The following is a 17,666-nucleotide window of genomic DNA, read 5'->3' as shown; positions in this document are numbered from 1 at the left end:
CAAGTTTTAATCAACATCACCGCCGATGGATGTGCATTCTACAGTATTTCAGATCAGGCGCAACCCCTTTTCCCTATTATTTTACCAATAACATCCCGACTGTTTATTTATTCTGCAAAATAGACCAATTTTCTTATTTTTTGCATGCAAAAGGGACTGTATTCACCAATTGATCTCGCATTTTTTCTTCTTTATCTTTTTCCTGCCAGTTTAATGAACGGCAATCGATATATTCACAGTAGCCACTTTCACCTATTTCTTCATAATGATTAATTTGGATTTGATATTTAAAGCTACCCACATAGCCTGCAGCCAAACCAAATTTAAAATCTCCACGACTTTGTGCCTGAACTGAAATACAGGTGCCATCCTTTCCTTCATAACCCCATTCAAATTCACGCGGCAAATACATGTATTGCCCATTCGGCGTTTTCACTTTCGGATAAACCCGATGAACTTTGAAACGGACATTATCATCAAACATTTGTGCCCTGCCTGTCTTCGCGTCGCGTAAATATAAACGAGATTGCACAATGCTGTTAAAAGGATCACGAATTTGCGCTAATAGAAGCTGACGATTATTTTCCAGATTAATAATTTGATAAGTAAAAAATGCGAGAGGTAAATAGGAAAAGTTAACGGCGCGTGCATATTCGAAACAGCCCAGTTGCTGAATTTCAAATTGCTGACCTTTATAGATAATCTGACCTTCACATTGACACATTGCAGACCAGTGATCTGCCAAACCCATACGCAACTTGGTAAAATAAGAAACGATATTACTGGTGGTCACCGACAAATCAAAACTCAGCTCTTTATCTTCACGCTGAATACGAAAATGCGGGAAATATCCTGAAATCATTTCCCGATCTGCAAATTTAAAATATTCCTTTTTAAACTGGCATTCTTTTTCCACAGAATAGGAGTTCAGTTGCCCCATCATATGTGGACTAACACTGGCAATAATAGTTGCTGTATCCAAAGCAGTAGAATGAATGGCACTTTCATTGCGAAGCATAGGTGCATTGGGCTGTCCAATCACGCTCAAAAAGTTTAAATAATGTAATGGTGCAGGCAGATTCGGAATCATCAAGCCTTGATGAATAATTTTATATCGCCCTTTTTGTGCATGATAAGCCAACTGCACCTGAGATGGAGCCTGATTGAGTTGTTTAGACTGGTCAAATAAATCTTGAAACAACTGCATATCATGCTCCTTTTTATTTTCAGTATAGAGATCTCATTTTATATCGGGGTATTTTTTCTGGCCATAAAAGTTGTTACAAAACCAGAAAGTGCGTAGATAATCGAGATGACTAAAATACCTACTGGAATATTATAAGTAATCGCAGCGAAGATGAATACCACAATTGGTAACACTGCAAAAGGTACACGTTTACGATCAAATGTTTTAAATGAATAATATTTAATATTTGAGATCATCAACAGCCCCACCGCCACAATGAGCGCGGCATTGATGATTTGAATACCCACTTCACGCAAATCAAAAATTGTAGGAAAATCACGTCCGACCCAGACGAGGGTAATAATCAAAATAGCGGCCAACGGACTTGCAACACCAATAAAGTAGCGTTTATCAACCACACCAATTTGCACATTGAAACGTGCTAAGCGGAATGCCGCACATGCGGTATAAACAAAACAACATGCCAGACCGATACGACCCAAATCATGCAAGCTCCAGCTATACATTAAAATAGCCGGGGCCACACCAAAAGCCAATAAGTCGGATAAAGAGTCATATTGTTCGCCAAAAGCACTTTGTGCACCAATCGCGCGAGCAACCCGACCATCTAGACCATCTAATAATGCGGCAAGAAAAATAGCGTAAATAGCTTGGGTAAAATCACCATTCATACTGGCAATAATGGAGTAAAACCCCGACAGCAATGCTGCTGTCGTGATCAGATTTGGCCACAGGTAGATACCACGACGTTTCACCTTTTGTCCCTCATGGGTTTGCTCTTCTTCTTCCACTTCAAAAGTGATGCCATCGAAACCATGTTCATCACGTGCAGAAGATTCACTTTCAGGTTTTTTTATACTTGTCATTCTTGTCGATCCTAACTGTAACCATATCTCTCTTAAAGGTATAACTTATTCACCAACCAACCAACGCACGGCAGCATGACCGCCATTTTCACTCATACGTAAATGCGGGAATAACCATTGCAATGCTTCATCTGCATCCTGCGAGAATTTCCAAGGCGGATTAATTACCAGCAAAGCACAACCATTCAAACCGACTGGTGTGTCATCCGGCCATACACAGATTTCGCACACCAATTGACGGCGAATACCAGTTTTCATCATTTTCTTCTCAAAACGATCAATCATGGCGCGGTCTTTAATTGGATACCAAACAGCAAAACAACCTGTAGGCCATTTTTTGTGTGCAGTCGCCAACAATTCTACCAATTGGGGGAAATCTTTACGTTCTAATTCGTAAGGAGGATCAATCATCACCAAACCGCGTTTTTCTTTCGGTGGAATAACCCCCAACAAACCTTCATAAGCATCACGTTCATGCAGACCTGCACGACGGTCACGAATATTGAAATACAACTCTTGAAAAACTTCTTTTTGCATTTCAAAAATTGTTGCTTTATCAATATCGCGCATACCTTCTAGTGCGAACCAAGGTGAACCGGGATAAGCACCTTTGCCTGAACCGGCACGCATCTCTTCAACCACTTTAAGATACTGCTTCACGCCCTCTGGGGCATTGCGAATAATTGAATCATCAAGCTTTACCAAACGATGAATACCGTTTAAAAACTCACCTGATTTTTGTGCAGCAGAAGTAGATAAATCGTACTTACCTGCACCACCATGCGTATCGATATAGCGATATGGTTTATCTTTGGCATTTAAACGTGCTAAAAGTTGAAGCAATAACACATGCTTCATAACATCGGCAAAGTTGCCTGCATGGAAATGGTGACGGTAATTCATGTTTCTTTAATTCCTATAATCAATGGATATTTTAGCATGAAAAAATGTTTCATTCCGAAGGATATCTTGCTCTAGAATACGCCACCTTTTTTCAGATTGTATTTGAGTATATGTGTATGGATGCAATTCACCTCCCAAAGTCATGGAATGTTGATCAAATTATTGAAGATTTAGATCAACATGGTTTTACCCTCATTGATAATGTCTACCATCAAGACTATGTACTTGCTTTAGCTGAAGAATGTACTTCTAATTTAAACCATTTTCGGGATGCTGCCATTCAAAGCGGCGTGGTCAGCAATATCCGTAGTGACCATATCTTATGGATTAGTGAAGAACTAGCAACTGTTCAGCATCACATTGAAACCCTTAAAGAAATTTCTAAATTATTAAATCAAAATTTTTATTTAGGCATACAAGAAGTCGAAGCACATTTTGCCTGCTATAACGCAGGAGAACATTACGCTTTACATCGTGACAATCCACAAGGAAAAAATGGCCGTATTATTTCTACAGTCTATTATTTACATGAGGACTGGCAAGATGACTGGGGTGGAGAACTCCATCTAGAAGATAAAAATGGGCAATGGCATACCATTCAACCCAAGCCAAATCGCATTGCAATGTTCCAAAGCGATTTATTGCACGAAGTGATTAAAGCCCAGCATCAACGTTTATCGATTACAGGATGGTTACGTAGTGCTAATGTCTTGTTCTAATTCTTTATTATAAAATCAGGATGCTGTATTTAGCTTTAAATTCCGGGTTTTGCCCTTATATACTGATAATTCATCAATGAGGTATTGGCTAATGTTTGAAAATACAAAAAAAATTATCGAGCGTATCGGTGAGACAGATCAATTGTATTTGAAAAACAATACCCCTGATCTCGCTTTAGAACGTGCTGATTTGCGCTTACAGCTAGTGGTAATCAGTAATTCACGTCAAGAACAGATTCATTTTCTGCAAGAAGCCGTGGTTCTATTAGAACAGGCCCGAATTGAATATGAAGAAATGCCAATGCGCTTGTATTTGAATCTGTCTTTACATCTGGCTAAAGCCTATATGCTGTATTTTGAAATTACCAAGGAACAGCGTTTTGCTTTAATCACCCAGCAGATTTTAAAACCGCTGTCTCAACATGAACACAGTGACATCTATTTTTTCCTTGCCTATGCATCGGTTTCTAAAAATCAAACAGCATTGACTCGACATTGGTTGACTAAATATAGTCAATCCGCTGACTTTGATTTAGAACTATTACAGCAGCACCCTTCCTTTAGACCCGTACGCAAAGAACTTTGGTTTGTAAAACTACTGCAAAGCAAATTGCATTAATTCCAGATATAAAAAAACTCTCTAAAACGGAGAGTTTTTTTATATCCCTATATTTTTGAAAAATATTTATTCTAACTGTAAGCCATTTTTAATTTATTGGCATTCATATGCAGCTGCTGATTCAGTTCATCAATCCAGATGACCCATTCATCAGCATCCTCAACCAGATAACGGATCAAGAATTCACGCTGGGACTTATTCCAGAAAGGTGCATCGTGTAAGTTTTGATTTGCGGGTAATTGATGTGTACGTATAAAAAGCTCAATGGCTGCAGGGCTATTGGCCAATCCCAACTGCGAAAACAATAATTCTAAGGATGGTTTATTATTCCTCATCTTTGCAAACTCCTTATTCGTTAAATTGTCATTTATTATTCAATTAACTTATAAGAAATATTCAAACAATAATAGTCATCACTCTAATTATGTTGTTTCAATTTGTGATTAAAAATTCATCTTATTCATGCGACTGATCTTCGCCATGTAATTGTTCATTTAAAATATCCACCCCTATTGCCCAATCATCATCTTGTACCCAATTGACTGATCAATAATGAACGCTGGGATTTATTCCAGAATGGTGCCTCATACAAGGACAAGCCTGCTGGAAGTTGATGGGTACGGATATACAACTCAATGGCAGCAGCGCTATTTGCCAGACCGAGTTAAGAAAATAACATTTCTAAGGATGGTTGGTTCTTCATGAGCATCGGACCCTCCTTATATCAGATAAATTGTAATTATTTACAGATCAAACTTATAAGATAAGACAAAAAAACCTAGTCATTTGACCAGGTTTGTTGTTTCTTTTGTATGAAAGCATTTAAGTGCTCTGCTTGTCGCTTTCCACATGTAAGAGCTGGTTCAGCTTGTCAATAATCACAATCCACTCATCATCTTGATGCCAGTGCTCACGTAAAAAGGCACTTTGACCTTCACTCCAAAAATTTGCATCTGGCAAAATCACTTCGGAAGCCAACTGGTGATTTTTAACAAACTGATCAATCGCAGCTTCATCTGCAGGCAAACCCAGTTGTTCAAATAATAGTTCTAAAGTTAACTGTTGTTCCATAAGCATAAGTAGAATCCATCGTAGCGTTAAATTATGAGTGTGTTGAGATCGAAATTCTTAAGTTGATTTATGACCAGGCACGTCGCAAGCACCTGAACCCTCTGCTTCAATGTGCAATTGTTCATTTAGCACATCGACAAAAATGGCCCAGTCATCATCTTCCTTCCAGTGACCAATCAGAAAGTCATGCTGTGATTTGCTCCAGAAAGGTGCTTTATGTAGAGGCACATCCATACCAATTTGATGCGTACGAATAAACTCATCAATCGCTTCCGGGCTCGAATCCAGACCCATTTGTTCAAAGAACAGTTCGAAAGTGGGGCGTTGCTCTAACATCGGACTGACCTCCATCTTTTTATCTATAATTTAATCTTGTTTCTACCTTAGATTGCTCATCATCAAAACTCAGTTGTCTCTCCTTCACAGCATGTTATTTTTTGTTCAATTAAAGTGACAGGTATAAAAAAAGCACCCCAAATGGAGTGCTTTTCAACTTAATCTTTTCAGATCAAATTATTTAAGCATGTCAGCAATCGCTGCGCGCTCTTCTTCAAGTTCGTTCAATGTAACGTTGATACGCTCACGGCTGAACTCGTCGATTTCTAGACCTTGAACGATTTTGTATTCACCGTTCTCAGTAGTTACAGGGAAACCAAACATTACACCTTCAGGGATACCATAAGAACCGTCAGAAGGAATACCCATCGTTACCCATTCGCCATTTGTGCCAAGAGCCCAATCGCGCATATGATCGATTGCAGCGTTAGCAGCAGAAGCAGCAGAAGACAAACCACGAGCTTCAATGATTGCAGCGCCACGTTTACCAACTGTAGGCAGGAATGTGTTTGCATTCCAATCTTGGTCGTTAATCATGTCTTTAACGCTTTCGCCATTGATTGTAGCGAAACGGTAGTCAGCATACATTGTTGGAGAGTGGTTACCCCAAACTGTAAGATTTTTAATATCTTTAACCGCTTTACCAGTTTTAGCAGCAATTTGAGATGCCGCACGGTTGTGGTCAAGACGCAACATTGCAGTGAAGTTTTTCGCAGGAAGATCTGGAGCAGAGTTCATTGCGATGTAAGCATTCGTGTTTGCAGGGTTACCTACAACCAGTACTTTAACGTCACGGCTAGCAACTTCGTTTAATGCTTGACCTTGACCGATGAAGATTTCACCGTTCACTTTCAACAAGTCAGCACGTTCCATACCAGGACCACGTGGACGTGAACCAACCAATAACGCGTAATCAGCATCTTTGAATGCTACTTTTGGATCATCAGTACCAATCATGTCTTCTAAAAGAGGAAATGCGCAGTCTTGAAGTTCCATCATCACGCCTTTAAGCGCTTGTTGAGCTTTCTCAAAAGGAACTTCTAACAATTGTAAAATAACCGGTTGATCTTTACCTAGCATCTCGCCGCTTGCGATACGGAATAGTAAGCTATAACCAATTTGACCTGCAGCACCAGTAACGGCAACACGAACGGCTTGCTTCATCTAATTATCTCCAATTGAGGATAGTCAATGCGATTAAATAGTTAGTCTATTTAATCTAATAATCATAAACGCCAAAGATTGTACTCCAATCATTGGACTGATGCATGTAAAAGAGATAGAACTTCAACAAAAGTCTGATAGGAAATATAAATAAAATAGGCTGAAAAGCTCAGTAAGAACCTTTTATGGTGAATGAACTTGGACAATTGGTTTCAACTGCTGCAGAGCACTGTTTATATTGCCCATTCGGTTTATAGCAAATTTTGACTTCTGTCAGAATGGTGACCCCCTTTACCACTGCGCAATTAAATTTAATCGCACTCACGGGTAAAGTCGGATTTAAACGCAAAAACTGCAAACGAAGGTTGGTCATATGCAAGGTTCGATTTTCAGGACTAGTAAGTTCAGAAGGTATTTTCAAACGTTCTGCATAATTAATCACGGTACGAAAATATTGACTTGCATTCATCGGTACACAACCGCCAATTGCCTGCCAGAGTTGAATTCGCGCATTTTCATCCGGCATGACACGTGCCACCACTTTCGCTTGTAAGGGTGATAAAATGGCCGAAGCTGCAGTTCTGCAATCCGATTCTGAGGTTTCAGGCAATAAACCTGAAATATTAAGCGCATAGCCTTCTAAACATTTCCGTTTTTTTGATTTTTGATTATCCAACATACACACAGCAGGCGTCATTTGTACCACCATCACATAACCTTGCACAGGCGCTGCGAAAACATAAGATGAACCCAGCACGAGTCCACCCCCACTCACGACGAACAGCGCCACTCTGGCTAAAACTGGTGTGTAGTCAAAAAATATCATTAATAAATTAGACCCCATCAACAAAAAATTAAAATTTAAGGATTTATTCTCAATGGAATAATATTCATTCTTTTTTCAATAGATTGTGCACCTTGTCCAAGTAATACCCCGTAATGTGTTGCATTGGTCATCACATGTTTTACATAATCACGGGTTTCAGTCAGTGGAATGCTTTCGGTATATTGGTCTGCAGCAATAGGCTGATAATCGGGTTGCCAGCGACGTGCTCGGTTTGGACCTGCGTTATAACCTGCTGTGGCCAAAACAGGACTATTGCTCAACTGGCTCTGAATCATCGACAAATAGAAAGTGCCATAACGAATATTGGTATTCATATCAGACAGTGCAGCCGGGTTATAGGTCTCCCCCATCTGACGCGCTACCAGTTTTGCTGTATCCGGCATAATTTGCATCAGGCCGCCTGCACCCACATGTGAACGTGCACCGGTATTAAAACGACTTTCCTGACGCATCAGTCCATAGGCCCATGCAGGATCGATGCCGGCATTCCGGCTATGGCTCACCACATAACTTTGGTGCGGCATGGCATAACGATATGAGTAATTATGTTTATTTTCAGTACGATCTGCAGCATAGATTGCTCGGTCATACCAGCCCATATCCGTGGCACGTTTCGCTGCCGCCAGCAGTAAGCCATCATCATGTTTTAAATAGGCCTGACGAACCGCCCAGTTCCATTCACGATTAATATAATTATCCGGTGCATTGACACGGCGTAACGCAAAAGCACGATTAAAATGAATGTTCTGGCTTAAACGTTGCACATCACTATTAGACGGTTCAACATTATTCGGAATATTATTATACTTTTGTCCGACTTTATCTTTAGCCAATAAATTGTGGTAATCATCCCCTTGTGCCAATTTTTTAAAGATTTCCTGTGCAGTACGCTTAGAGCTTGCATCTCCACGCTGTTCTAATGCCCGTGCCAGCCAATATTGCCAACGATCTTCCTGTTTTTGCGTCACGCTCATTGCATCAATGGCACGAATCAAACTTTCCCAACTGCTGAAACGAATGGCTTGGCGGGCATAAATTTCTGCTTCTTCTGAGCTAAATGGCAATCCATAACTGGCATCCAGATAATTCAGCACTTCACGATTGAAGTTGTTTTTCATCACCGTAGTGCCGCCAATATAGCCCACAGCACGATATAAAGCTTTTTGCACTTGAACTGGTGTGCCTTGGGCTGCATTTTTTACTGCAGACATGGCAGAATTTAAATCACTATCTGCCAAACGTCCCATCGCAAAAACCAAATAGGCATGATCGGTAGTAGATGCTTTCGGTGCAGACCACAAATAATTTAAGGGATTGGCTTGGATTTGATTAAGTTGCGCCAGTGACAGACTCATGCCCAAGCTTTGTGCGGTAGCTACAGCCTGACCGGACTGACCTGCACGAAGCTGCCCCCATAGGCGTTGCTGTTTATCCTCTGCTGTCATGAGTGGACTGGAAAGCATCATGCGTCCCAAACCGGTACAGGATTCAGGTTGTGAATTGGTGGTCAGCCAGACATCTTTGTATTCCGCAAAGACCAGCGGATCACCTGATTTTGCGCGAACTTGAGCCACGGCACAGCTTTCGGCCTGGTCGGCATTGGTGACATACTGCAAAACTGGTTGTGCAGCGGCAAAATCGGCTTGTTTTACTTTTTCTTCCACATAATCTGCCGCCAATTTTTCAGCCATGGCAGATTGTGGATAGCGCTGTGCAAAATTAACAATATTACTGGAAGGTTGTGCAGATAAATTCGCGTTTAGTGACCAGTATTCAGGGTAATAGCCGAGTACATCATTTTGCATTGAGGCTTGATATTGTTGTAACAATCCAATATTTCCCGCATTCGCCGCTTGTAAGGCCTCATTAAATTGTTCATCTGCCGCATGCGTAATAGAAACGAAACCTGTTGATACCAAACCTAAAGCAAGTATTTTATAATATTTTTTATTGATTACCCGATTAAACATATGCTTACCTTCCGTCATTTAGTATTGCCCTGGTCGCACCTGATCATTTTTGGATAGTTTAATTATTATTAAACTACTCTACTGTTGTGTTATGTAACCTTATGATTAGACAATATTAATTTTCAATCATTTTTACTCCATAAATCAATCTTCTTGTCGGTTTATTTATATCTATAAGTTTGGCTTCGATTCCTGCTAAAATATGCGCCTTTCTTCTATTCAAATCACAATTTTAAAAGATTAAGCCAGCATGATTTTCTTAAATACTTTTCAATTAACGATTGAAATGGAAAAAAAGGAAAAATGCCAGTACGCCCTATAATATGGGGAATCTTAAATAGTGATTTCTACGATTTATCCTTTAGGAGCCTACATGACGGTTCAAACCTTCATTCCAAATAGTGCCCAAGCTGCTTCAGAAAACACTGTTACCCAGCCACAGCACACCCCAGCCGACGGATCAGTGAAAAAACTGTATATCGAAACGCAAGGGTGTCAGATGAATGAGTATGACAGTCATCGTATAGCAGACCTGTTGGGCGACTCACACGGTTATGTGTTAACGACTGATCCGAAGGAAGCCGATATTCTCCTGATGAATACCTGCTCGATTCGTGAAAAAGCCCAGGAAAAAGTATTTTCTGAACTTGGTCGCTGGCGCAAACTGAAAGAAAAAAATCCTGATCTGGTGATTGGGGTCGGCGGTTGTGTGGCTTCCCAAGAAGGCGACAACATTCAAAAACGTGCGCCATATGTTGACATGGTTTTTGGCCCCCAAACCTTACACCGTTTGCCGCAAATGCTGGATCAGCATAGCGATCAAATTAAAAAACCAAAGAAAGATAAAATCAAGCTGGTGGATATTTCTTTCCCGGACATCGAAAAATTCGACTTTTTACCTGAACCTCGTGTTGAAGGCTACAAAGCATTTGTTTCGATTATGGAAGGCTGTTCAAAATACTGTTCTTTCTGCGTGGTGCCATATACCCGTGGTGAGGAAGTTTCTCGTCCTTTAGATGACGTGCTGGCTGAAATTGCAGGTTTGGCTGAAAAAGGCGTACGTGAAATTTCACTACTGGGCCAAAATGTGAATGGCTACCGTGGTGAAACCTTTGAAGGCAACATCTTTACCTTTGCGGAATTGCTACGTTTAGTCGCTGAAATTCCGGGGATTGGTCGTTTGCGTTATACCACCTCACATCCGCTTGAATTTAATGATGATCTGATTCAATGCTACCGTGACTTGCCACAAATGGTTTCACATCTACATTTGCCCGTACAAAGTGGTTCCAACGATGTACTTCAAGCGATGAAGCGTAACCACACCATCGACGTCTATATCGACAAAATTAAAAAGTTACGTTCAGTACGCCCCGATATGCATTTATCAAGTGATTTCATTATTGGCTTTCCCGGTGAAACTGATGAACACTTTGAAGAGACTTATCAATTTATCCAAGATTTAGATTTTGACCATTCATATAGTTTTATTTATTCAAAACGTCCAGGTACGCCAGCCTCTGAATTGCCAGATAGCACCCCAGAAGATGTGAAAAAAGAACGTCTTGGCAAAGTACAAAAATGGATCAAGCGTTCAAGTATTGATAAAACAGATGCCATGCTGGGAACCATTCAACGTGTTTTGATTGAAAATGTTTCTGACAAGGATCCAAACCTGTTGGTCGGTACTGCCGATAACACCCGTTATGTATCCTTCATTGGGGATCCTGCCTGGGTTGGACGTTTTGCAGAAATCGAGATTACTGAAATCAAAACTTTAAATTTTGTTTACGGTGAACTCTTGAATCTTGAGCCTGACGTGGCGTAATGTAAGGTGATCAGTTAGACCATTTTATAAGGAATTCTCTTGACTGCAGCGATTCGACGTACAGTAAATTTTCCTGGCGTTTCGATGGAACGTTTAAAAGGCATGCTGGGTGCTTATAACGACCATCTGAAACAAATCGAACAACGTTTAGATGTCAACATTTCCCATCGAGGTGATGTCTTTTATATTGGTGGGGATATCGATGCAGTAGAGAGGGCCGAGAGCCTCTTGATGCGTCTGCATGAAGAAACTGAAATTAGCCAGCAAATTAGTGCTGACACTCTGCATCTGATGATTCAGGGCAGTCAGACTGACCGTGAATTACAGATTGATCCAGATCAGGAACATACAGGTCTGGATGAGGTCTGGTTACAAACCCGTAAAGGCCGGATTAATCCCCGTGGCGCGAATCAAAAACGCTATGTACAGCGTATTTTGCAAAGTGATATTTCATTTGGGGTTGGTCCTGCAGGCACGGGTAAAACTTACCTGGCAGTGGCTGCCGCAGTCGATATGCTGGAACGTAATGAAATCCAGCGTATTCTGCTGGTTCGTCCTGCGGTTGAAGCCGGTGAAAAACTTGGCTTTTTACCTGGTGATTTAAGCCAGAAAATCGATCCATATTTGCGCCCGCTTTACGATGCCTTGTATGAAATGCTGGGCTTTGAAAAAGTCGCCAAACTGATTGAACGTCAGATTATTGAAGTTGCGCCTCTGGCCTATATGCGTGGTCGCACCCTTAATCATTCTTTCGTGATTTTAGATGAAGCACAAAATACCACGCCTGAACAGATGAAAATGTTCCTGACCCGTTTAGGTTTTGGTTCACGTGCGGTAATTACCGGTGACATTACTCAGGTCGATTTGCCGCGTGGTCAACAATCTGGTCTGGCGCATTGTTTACGCGTGCTTGAGCAAATTGCTGAAATTCATATCACTCGTTTTCATTCTCGTGACGTGGTTCGTCATCAGCTGGTACAAAAAATTGTCGAAGCATATGAAGGATGGGACAGTGAACAACATCGTCTTAGTGCTGAAGCACGTGCAGAACGCAAAGCGCGTCAGGAAGCCATGATTGCTGAAAATGATGCAGCTGCCGATGCCCAGGACTAAGATTATTTAAGGATTCATTGTGAAACTTAGTCTCTCGCTCCAACAAGACTTTCAGGCTCCCGAGCTTGTGCTGAAACGTGCTTATATCAAGAAAGTGATTGAAACGGCACTTCGTTATATCGAGTTTAATCAAGATTGCGAAATCGGGATTGCCTGTGTCGACAATGATGAAAGTCATAAATTGAATCTGGAATATCGCCAAAAAGACAAAGCAACCAATGTTTTGTCTTTCCCAAGTGATATTCCAGAAGAAGTTTTACCCATGCTTGATGCATGGCCGATGGGTGATTTGGTGATTTGTATTCCTGTGGTTTTGCAAGAAGCGATTGATCAAAGCAAAACACCGATTGAGCATTTCACCCATATGCTGGTTCATGGTGTATTGCACTTAATGGGCTATGACCATGAAACTTCAGAAGCCGATGCTGAAGAAATGGAAGCTTTGGAAATTAAAATTTTGGCCAAGTTGGGATTTGACAATCCTTATACCGAGCAAGACTAAAATTCATGCAATAAAAAAGCGGGCTTAGGCTCGCTTTTTTTATTTCCTTAAAATATTCCTTCTCCCTTTGGGATGAGGAATATATTCCGCAAGAGGATGAGGGTAAATCTCATAAACTTTTCATCCTTCTTACCCCAACACTCTTCTAAAAACATAGAAGAATTTTCTTTTTTATTTATACATTTTTAAACCATATTCACTGTTCTTTGCTTGCAAAAGAAACACCTTATCTCTTATAAAACAACAGACTCAATAAGATAAAAAATTATACAAAATGAAATATATTGTCATTTTCAAAGCAAAAATAAATGTTTTAGACGATGAATATTCTAGAGCAGCCCAACTTTTACGTGAAAAAGCACTTACACAATTCAATTGCCAAAAATTTGAAGCGATTACTGAAAATGACTTGGAGATTGCTTTGTCATATTGGAATACTTTAGAAGATATTCAAACTTGGCATAAAGATGCAGAACACCAAGTTGCGCAGCGTTTAGGGAAACAGAAATGGTATAAAAATTTTAGTGTTGAAATTTGTGAAATTCATCGAAGTTATATGGAGATCAATAATGAGTTCTTTCTCAAGAGATAAGAGGAGTTGCTATATCCCTTCCTCCAGCTTTTCCTAAGGGACAAGAGTAAATCCAATAAAATTGAATTAAGGGGCAAATTCACGAAACTCGAAATCTATTTATAATGAATAAGAATTTTCCTCCCTTTAAAAAAGAGAGGTGAGAAGGGATTTAACGCACGTCAAACTCTGCTTCTGCCGGGTCAAAACGCCAGGTACGAACAATACGCAATTCTGAAATATCTTTCATGCCTTGATCAAAGCCGCCAAAGGGTGCCGCTTTACGCACGGATGTTTTTGCAGCTTCATCCAGTAAAGCATGACCTGAACTGTCAATCAGGCGAATGGCCCGAATCCCGCCATTTTTATTTAGAATCACCATTAAACGCACTTCCCCTGCCAAGCGTTGCAATTTTGCAGCATCGGGATAATAACGGTTACCGTAAAATTCAACTTTTTGCCGGAATTTTTCCAAATAAGCAGCTGAAATATCCTGCTTGGCTTGGATGCCATCTACCGTTTTAATTTTCTGCTGACGGCTAAAATTTTGCTGACGTTGTAAATATTGCGCTTCTAGGCTTGCCACCATGGCTGCTTTGGCCTGGAACTGGCTATTCAGCTCTTCCATAGTCTTTTTACGCTGATTCTGTTCCGCTTCTTTTTTCCAGCTTAAGGTGGTCATTAAAACTTTTTCTTCAAAGCTGAGCTCGCGCTTTTGCTGTAACCGCTCTAAACTTTCTTGTTGTTGTTCACCTGCGCTCTGTTCAAGCATCGGTGCAGGCATGTCACTCGACATGCGATGTGCTTCACGGAAGGTTCCTGAACCTTGCTGATCTGCCTGTGCCAGAAAATCGGAATCTTCAACTTTGTCTTTACTTGGGCGTAAAGTTACCGCAATTTCTTTCACTGCTGCATCACTTTCTGCCGGCATTGCAAATTGCAGCGTCAAAATAATCAAATGTAGAACCGCAGCTAAAATAACTGCGCTTGTGAAAATAGAATCTTTCCACCATGCATGCATTAAAGGCGTAAAACTGATTTTCTTGAGCATCACATTAAACCGACAAAATGTCTGGTCCCCAAACTGCATAAAACAGTATAAAATAAACACAGTCTTCACTTTTGAATAAAAAACGAGAACTCAATCAACAAGCGAACTGTAGACAATTAAAATCATGAAAATGGTGCAATTAATTTTGCTAAACTGCAAGATTGAATAGTTGTATTTTTAATACTTTTCGACAAAATCGTTTATCTCTCGAAGTTTAAGAAGATTCACTTGCTAGGATGCTCCATATGCAAACGCTAATATCCAATATCTCGAAACGTATACGTCAAGTTTACCAAAAAGCTGAGGGATTTATTGAAGATGAGCGTGAATTTCCATTATCCCAAGTTTTTCTAAATGCCACATTTCAGCGTTTTGTGACCGATAATGTTTCCATGTTGAAAGATTTGCATGCAGATCTGCATGATGACTGGCTACGTTTATATGCCACTCTGGAGGTCAAAGGTCTATACACCACCCTTTCAGTCGATTTAAAACTGGTACAGATGGAACTGAATAAAGACATCCAGCTTATAGTATTTGAACAAATTAGCGATACCCAAGTGATTGAAGCAAAATATAAGAATATCTTCCAAAAGCTTGCGGCAAAATTTGCTTTATTTTTCTATCAAAAAGTCTTAGATCAAGATCCTTTGGGCATGATTCTGGAAAAGCTCAATGTCATTAAAGTTAAAGATGATTTACTGTATTTAGACCTCAACCGCTGGCTGGGTAAAAAACGTTCCATTATTGATACTTTGGCCAAAGTCCATGTCAATCATGCAGTTTTACGTGAAGCTGAACTGGTGGTTACAGGCAATGTCAACTTGACCGCACTATTTAGAAAAATATCAGAAGAACCGGTAGATCATTGGGATAGAACAGACATTCCTGATACAAAAGTCAGCCCAATTAAACAAAAATAGCTGAATGGTTTTTCATGATTAAAATCTGTATTTTTAGCTGAAAAAAACTACATAAAGATACAGATTGGACAAAATTTTGAATTTTATCTTCATAATCAAAGCGCATAATAGTAACCAAGCAAAAAACAATATCAAACTTCACAGGAACACTTACTTATGGCTCACAATGTATTGAAAACAATCGCATTGGCATCTGGTGTAAGCACTACACTGTTGTTTAGTGGTTTCTCAAGCCAAGCATTTGCCATGAGCCCATTCCAAGCAAGTTATCAATTTAGCTATAACGGCAAAAATATGGGCTCGGCAACACGTACTTTAAGCAAGTCTGGAAATAACTGGACCTATGTTTTCGCTGCCAAAGCCGGTGCTATGGCATCAGCCACTGAAACTAGCCATTTTAGTTTAAATGGCAGCCAAATCATGTCGAACAGTTTTAGCCGTAGCAGTAAAATTTTGGTGCACAATAACAGCATGAGCATTAATTTTAATCCCACCACCAAAACCATTCACACCAAGAAAGATGACAAAGCACGTTCTTTTGCCTGGAAACCTGGTGTTCTGGATGAGTTAAATGCTGAATTACAACTGCGTGAAGACCTCAAAAATTCAGGCTTAAAATCAAGTTATGCCATTGCCGATGCTAAAGAAGTTGAATCACGTCGCTTTGTAAAACAGGGTTCAGAAAAAGTTAAAACCTCTTACGGCACTTTTGACACCATTAAAGTGGTGATGAAACATGACAAACCAAACCGTGACACGATTTTCTGGTTAGCCCCTAAACTTGACTATGCTCCAGTGAAGGTTTCTCATCAAGATGGCAAAACATCTTATGGTTTGCTGTTAACAGGCTATAAAGGCACAACGAATTAATCGATTTGATCAATTTCGCTTGCATTTTTTGAGAGCCTTTTTAAAATACGCTTTTGCTTGAAAAAGCATCTGCCCTTAGAGGAATTCTCCCGTGCACGCACTAGAACAGAAAATCTTAAGTGAAGGTATCGTTCTATCTGATCAAGTTCTGAAAGTTGATGCTTTCTTGAATCATCAAATTGACCCTGTGTTGATGCAGCAAATTGGTAAAGAGTTTGCTGCCCGTTTTAAAGATGCTGGGATCACCAAGATTATCACCATTGAAGCTTCTGGTATTGCTCCAGCAGTAATGGCAGGTTTAGAACTTGGCGTGCCTGTAATCTTTGCACGTAAATACCAGTCTTTAACTTTAAAAGACGATTTATATCGCTCTAAAGTGTTCTCTTTCACTAAACAGATTGAAAGCACGATTGCTATTTCAAACAAGCACATTAGCTCTAGCGATAAAGCGTTGGTGATTGATGACTTTTTGGCAAATGGTCAAGCGGCTTTAGGTCTTGCTGATTTAATTCATCAGGCAAATGCAGAAGTCGTGGGTATTGGTATTGTGATTGAAAAATCTTTCCAGCCAGGTCGCCAACTGTTACTTGATAAAGGTTACCGTGTTGAATCTTTAGCACGGGTAAAATCTTTGGAAAATGGCACGGTTGAATTTGTTCGTGACTGAGTGTCAAATTGATTTTCAAGAAGAGCGCTTAGGCGCTCTTTTTTTTATATGTGATTTTTTGTTTTTAGGTAAGGCAGCCATTAAAATCTTATACAACAAACCATGGCGAATGATGATCTCGCTAAACCTTGCTCCCCACTTTCCCATAAGGGTGATAAATCAAGATTAAAGAGTTGCCATTCAATTTTAGAAACAACTCCTGCTATTCAATAAATTCTGCTATCTGTCTCTTAAAGCAACAATTTATACGGGTATGAGTATAAAATAAAAAGCCTAACTATCTGCCAATAGTTAGGCCTTTAAATCACATTGAACAAGGATTTATTTTACAGTCACAGTGATACTGCCGGTATTCACAGCACCCATAGCAGTAGTTTTGATACTATTGTTGATAGAAGCTTCTGCTCCGGCTGTAGTCACATCTACAGAAGCATTAACA

19 protein-coding genes and 1 pseudogene are annotated in these 17,666 nt (G+C 40.0%); 9 read left to right on the top strand and 11 right to left on the bottom strand.

What is annotated here, in order from left to right; genetic code table 11:
• Positions 1 to 133: 133 nt before the first annotated feature.
• Genes ACKI4H_RS14480 through ACKI4H_RS14470 form a run of 3 tightly spaced genes read right to left on the bottom strand, consistent with a single transcriptional unit; the run spans position 134 to position 2,976 of the window.
• Positions 134 to 1,207: a DUF6670 family protein gene (locus ACKI4H_RS14480; protein WP_407306935.1), complete on the bottom strand. Its 1,074-nt coding sequence runs from the start codon at positions 1,205 to 1,207 to the stop codon at positions 134 to 136.
• A 38-nt stretch (positions 1,208 to 1,245) separates the two neighbouring features.
• On the bottom strand, positions 1,246 to 2,073 hold the full coding sequence (gene pssA / locus ACKI4H_RS14475; RefSeq protein WP_407306933.1) for a CDP-diacylglycerol--serine O-phosphatidyltransferase: 828 nt from the start codon (positions 2,071 to 2,073) through the stop codon (positions 1,246 to 1,248).
• A gap of 45 nt (positions 2,074 to 2,118) precedes the next feature.
• Complete coding sequence (locus tag ACKI4H_RS14470) at positions 2,119 to 2,976, bottom strand: 23S rRNA (adenine(2030)-N(6))-methyltransferase RlmJ (RefSeq protein WP_407306931.1); 858 nt, start codon at positions 2,974 to 2,976, stop codon at positions 2,119 to 2,121.
• Between the two features lie 116 nt (positions 2,977 to 3,092).
• On the opposite strand from ACKI4H_RS14470, the gene ACKI4H_RS14465 reads away from it, so the two are divergent.
• Positions 3,093 to 3,695, top strand: coding sequence for a 2OG-Fe(II) oxygenase (locus ACKI4H_RS14465; protein WP_407306937.1), 603 nt, complete (start codon positions 3,093 to 3,095; stop codon positions 3,693 to 3,695).
• Positions 3,696 to 3,786: 91 nt separating this feature from the next.
• Positions 3,787 to 4,314, top strand: a complete 528-nt coding sequence (locus ACKI4H_RS14460) for a hypothetical protein (protein ID WP_407306929.1) — start codon at positions 3,787 to 3,789, stop codon at positions 4,312 to 4,314.
• A gap of 71 nt (positions 4,315 to 4,385) precedes the next feature.
• Here ACKI4H_RS14460 and ACKI4H_RS14455 read toward each other — a convergent pair whose 3' ends face one another.
• The 7 genes and pseudogenes from ACKI4H_RS14455 to ACKI4H_RS14425 all read right to left on the bottom strand — a co-directional run bounded on the left by ACKI4H_RS14455 (position 4,386) and on the right by ACKI4H_RS14425 (position 9,720).
• The gene (locus tag ACKI4H_RS14455; protein ID WP_407306927.1) at positions 4,386 to 4,649 is read right to left on the bottom strand and encodes a DUF2789 family protein; all 264 of its coding nucleotides are present in this window, start codon (positions 4,647 to 4,649) and stop codon (positions 4,386 to 4,388) included.
• Positions 4,650 to 4,770: 121 nt separating this feature from the next.
• Positions 4,771 to 4,972, bottom strand: a pseudogene (locus tag ACKI4H_RS14450) (DUF2789 family protein).
• A 164-nt stretch (positions 4,973 to 5,136) separates the two neighbouring features.
• Complete coding sequence (locus ACKI4H_RS14445; RefSeq protein ID WP_407306925.1) at positions 5,137 to 5,391, bottom strand: DUF2789 family protein; 255 nt, start codon at positions 5,389 to 5,391, stop codon at positions 5,137 to 5,139.
• Positions 5,392 to 5,442: 51 nt separating this feature from the next.
• Complete coding sequence (locus ACKI4H_RS14440) at positions 5,443 to 5,721, bottom strand: DUF2789 family protein (RefSeq protein WP_407306923.1); 279 nt, start codon at positions 5,719 to 5,721, stop codon at positions 5,443 to 5,445.
• Between the two features lie 177 nt (positions 5,722 to 5,898).
• The gene (locus tag ACKI4H_RS14435; RefSeq protein WP_407306921.1) at positions 5,899 to 6,885 is read right to left on the bottom strand and encodes a malate dehydrogenase; all 987 of its coding nucleotides are present in this window, start codon (positions 6,883 to 6,885) and stop codon (positions 5,899 to 5,901) included.
• Positions 6,886 to 7,054: 169 nt separating this feature from the next.
• Entirely contained in the window at positions 7,055 to 7,711 is a 657-nt protein-coding gene (locus tag ACKI4H_RS14430) for a ribonuclease I (RefSeq protein ID WP_407306919.1), read from the bottom strand.
• A gap of 35 nt (positions 7,712 to 7,746) precedes the next feature.
• On the bottom strand, positions 7,747 to 9,720 hold the full coding sequence (locus tag ACKI4H_RS14425) for a transglycosylase SLT domain-containing protein (protein ID WP_407306917.1): 1,974 nt from the start codon (positions 9,718 to 9,720) through the stop codon (positions 7,747 to 7,749).
• Positions 9,721 to 10,075: 355 nt separating this feature from the next.
• Here ACKI4H_RS14425 and miaB point away from each other — a divergent pair, with 355 nt between their 5' ends.
• The 4 genes from miaB (at position 10,076) to ACKI4H_RS14405 (ending at position 13,737) form a co-directional block, all read left to right on the top strand.
• On the top strand, positions 10,076 to 11,530 hold the full coding sequence (gene miaB, locus ACKI4H_RS14420) for a tRNA (N6-isopentenyl adenosine(37)-C2)-methylthiotransferase MiaB (protein ID WP_407306915.1): 1,455 nt from the start codon (positions 10,076 to 10,078) through the stop codon (positions 11,528 to 11,530).
• 39 nt (positions 11,531 to 11,569) lie between these two features.
• Complete coding sequence (locus ACKI4H_RS14415; protein ID WP_407306913.1) at positions 11,570 to 12,643, top strand: PhoH family protein; 1,074 nt, start codon at positions 11,570 to 11,572, stop codon at positions 12,641 to 12,643.
• Positions 12,644 to 12,662: 19 nt separating this feature from the next.
• Positions 12,663 to 13,145 carry an rRNA maturation RNase YbeY gene (gene ybeY, locus ACKI4H_RS14410; RefSeq protein WP_407306911.1) on the top strand — a complete coding sequence of 161 codons (483 nt, stop codon included), beginning with the start codon at positions 12,663 to 12,665 and terminating at the stop codon, positions 13,143 to 13,145.
• A gap of 274 nt (positions 13,146 to 13,419) precedes the next feature.
• Positions 13,420 to 13,737 carry an antibiotic biosynthesis monooxygenase family protein gene (locus ACKI4H_RS14405; protein WP_407306909.1) on the top strand — a complete coding sequence of 106 codons (318 nt, stop codon included), beginning with the start codon at positions 13,420 to 13,422 and terminating at the stop codon, positions 13,735 to 13,737.
• Between the two features lie 151 nt (positions 13,738 to 13,888).
• Here the strand turns inward: ACKI4H_RS14405 and ACKI4H_RS14400 are convergent, their stop codons facing one another.
• Entirely contained in the window at positions 13,889 to 14,767 is an 879-nt protein-coding gene (locus ACKI4H_RS14400; protein ID WP_407306907.1) for an energy transducer TonB, read from the bottom strand.
• Between the two features lie 245 nt (positions 14,768 to 15,012).
• On the opposite strand from ACKI4H_RS14400, the gene ACKI4H_RS14395 reads away from it, so the two are divergent.
• From ACKI4H_RS14395 to ACKI4H_RS14385, 3 genes are all read left to right on the top strand, one after another.
• A complete protein-coding gene (locus tag ACKI4H_RS14395) occupies positions 15,013 to 15,690 on the top strand; it encodes a hypothetical protein (RefSeq protein WP_407306905.1) in 678 nt (225 codons plus the stop codon).
• 156 nt (positions 15,691 to 15,846) lie between these two features.
• The gene (locus ACKI4H_RS14390; protein ID WP_407306903.1) at positions 15,847 to 16,560 is read left to right on the top strand and encodes a DUF3108 domain-containing protein; all 714 of its coding nucleotides are present in this window, start codon (positions 15,847 to 15,849) and stop codon (positions 16,558 to 16,560) included.
• A gap of 91 nt (positions 16,561 to 16,651) precedes the next feature.
• The gene (locus ACKI4H_RS14385) at positions 16,652 to 17,227 is read left to right on the top strand and encodes a xanthine phosphoribosyltransferase (RefSeq protein WP_131269565.1); all 576 of its coding nucleotides are present in this window, start codon (positions 16,652 to 16,654) and stop codon (positions 17,225 to 17,227) included.
• Positions 17,228 to 17,666 lie beyond the last annotated feature (439 nt).

This window comes from Acinetobacter sp. (assembly GCF_045628685.1).
Lineage (GTDB): Bacteria > Pseudomonadota > Gammaproteobacteria > Pseudomonadales > Moraxellaceae > Acinetobacter.
This window is presented reverse-complemented; position numbering and strand designations above follow the sequence as displayed.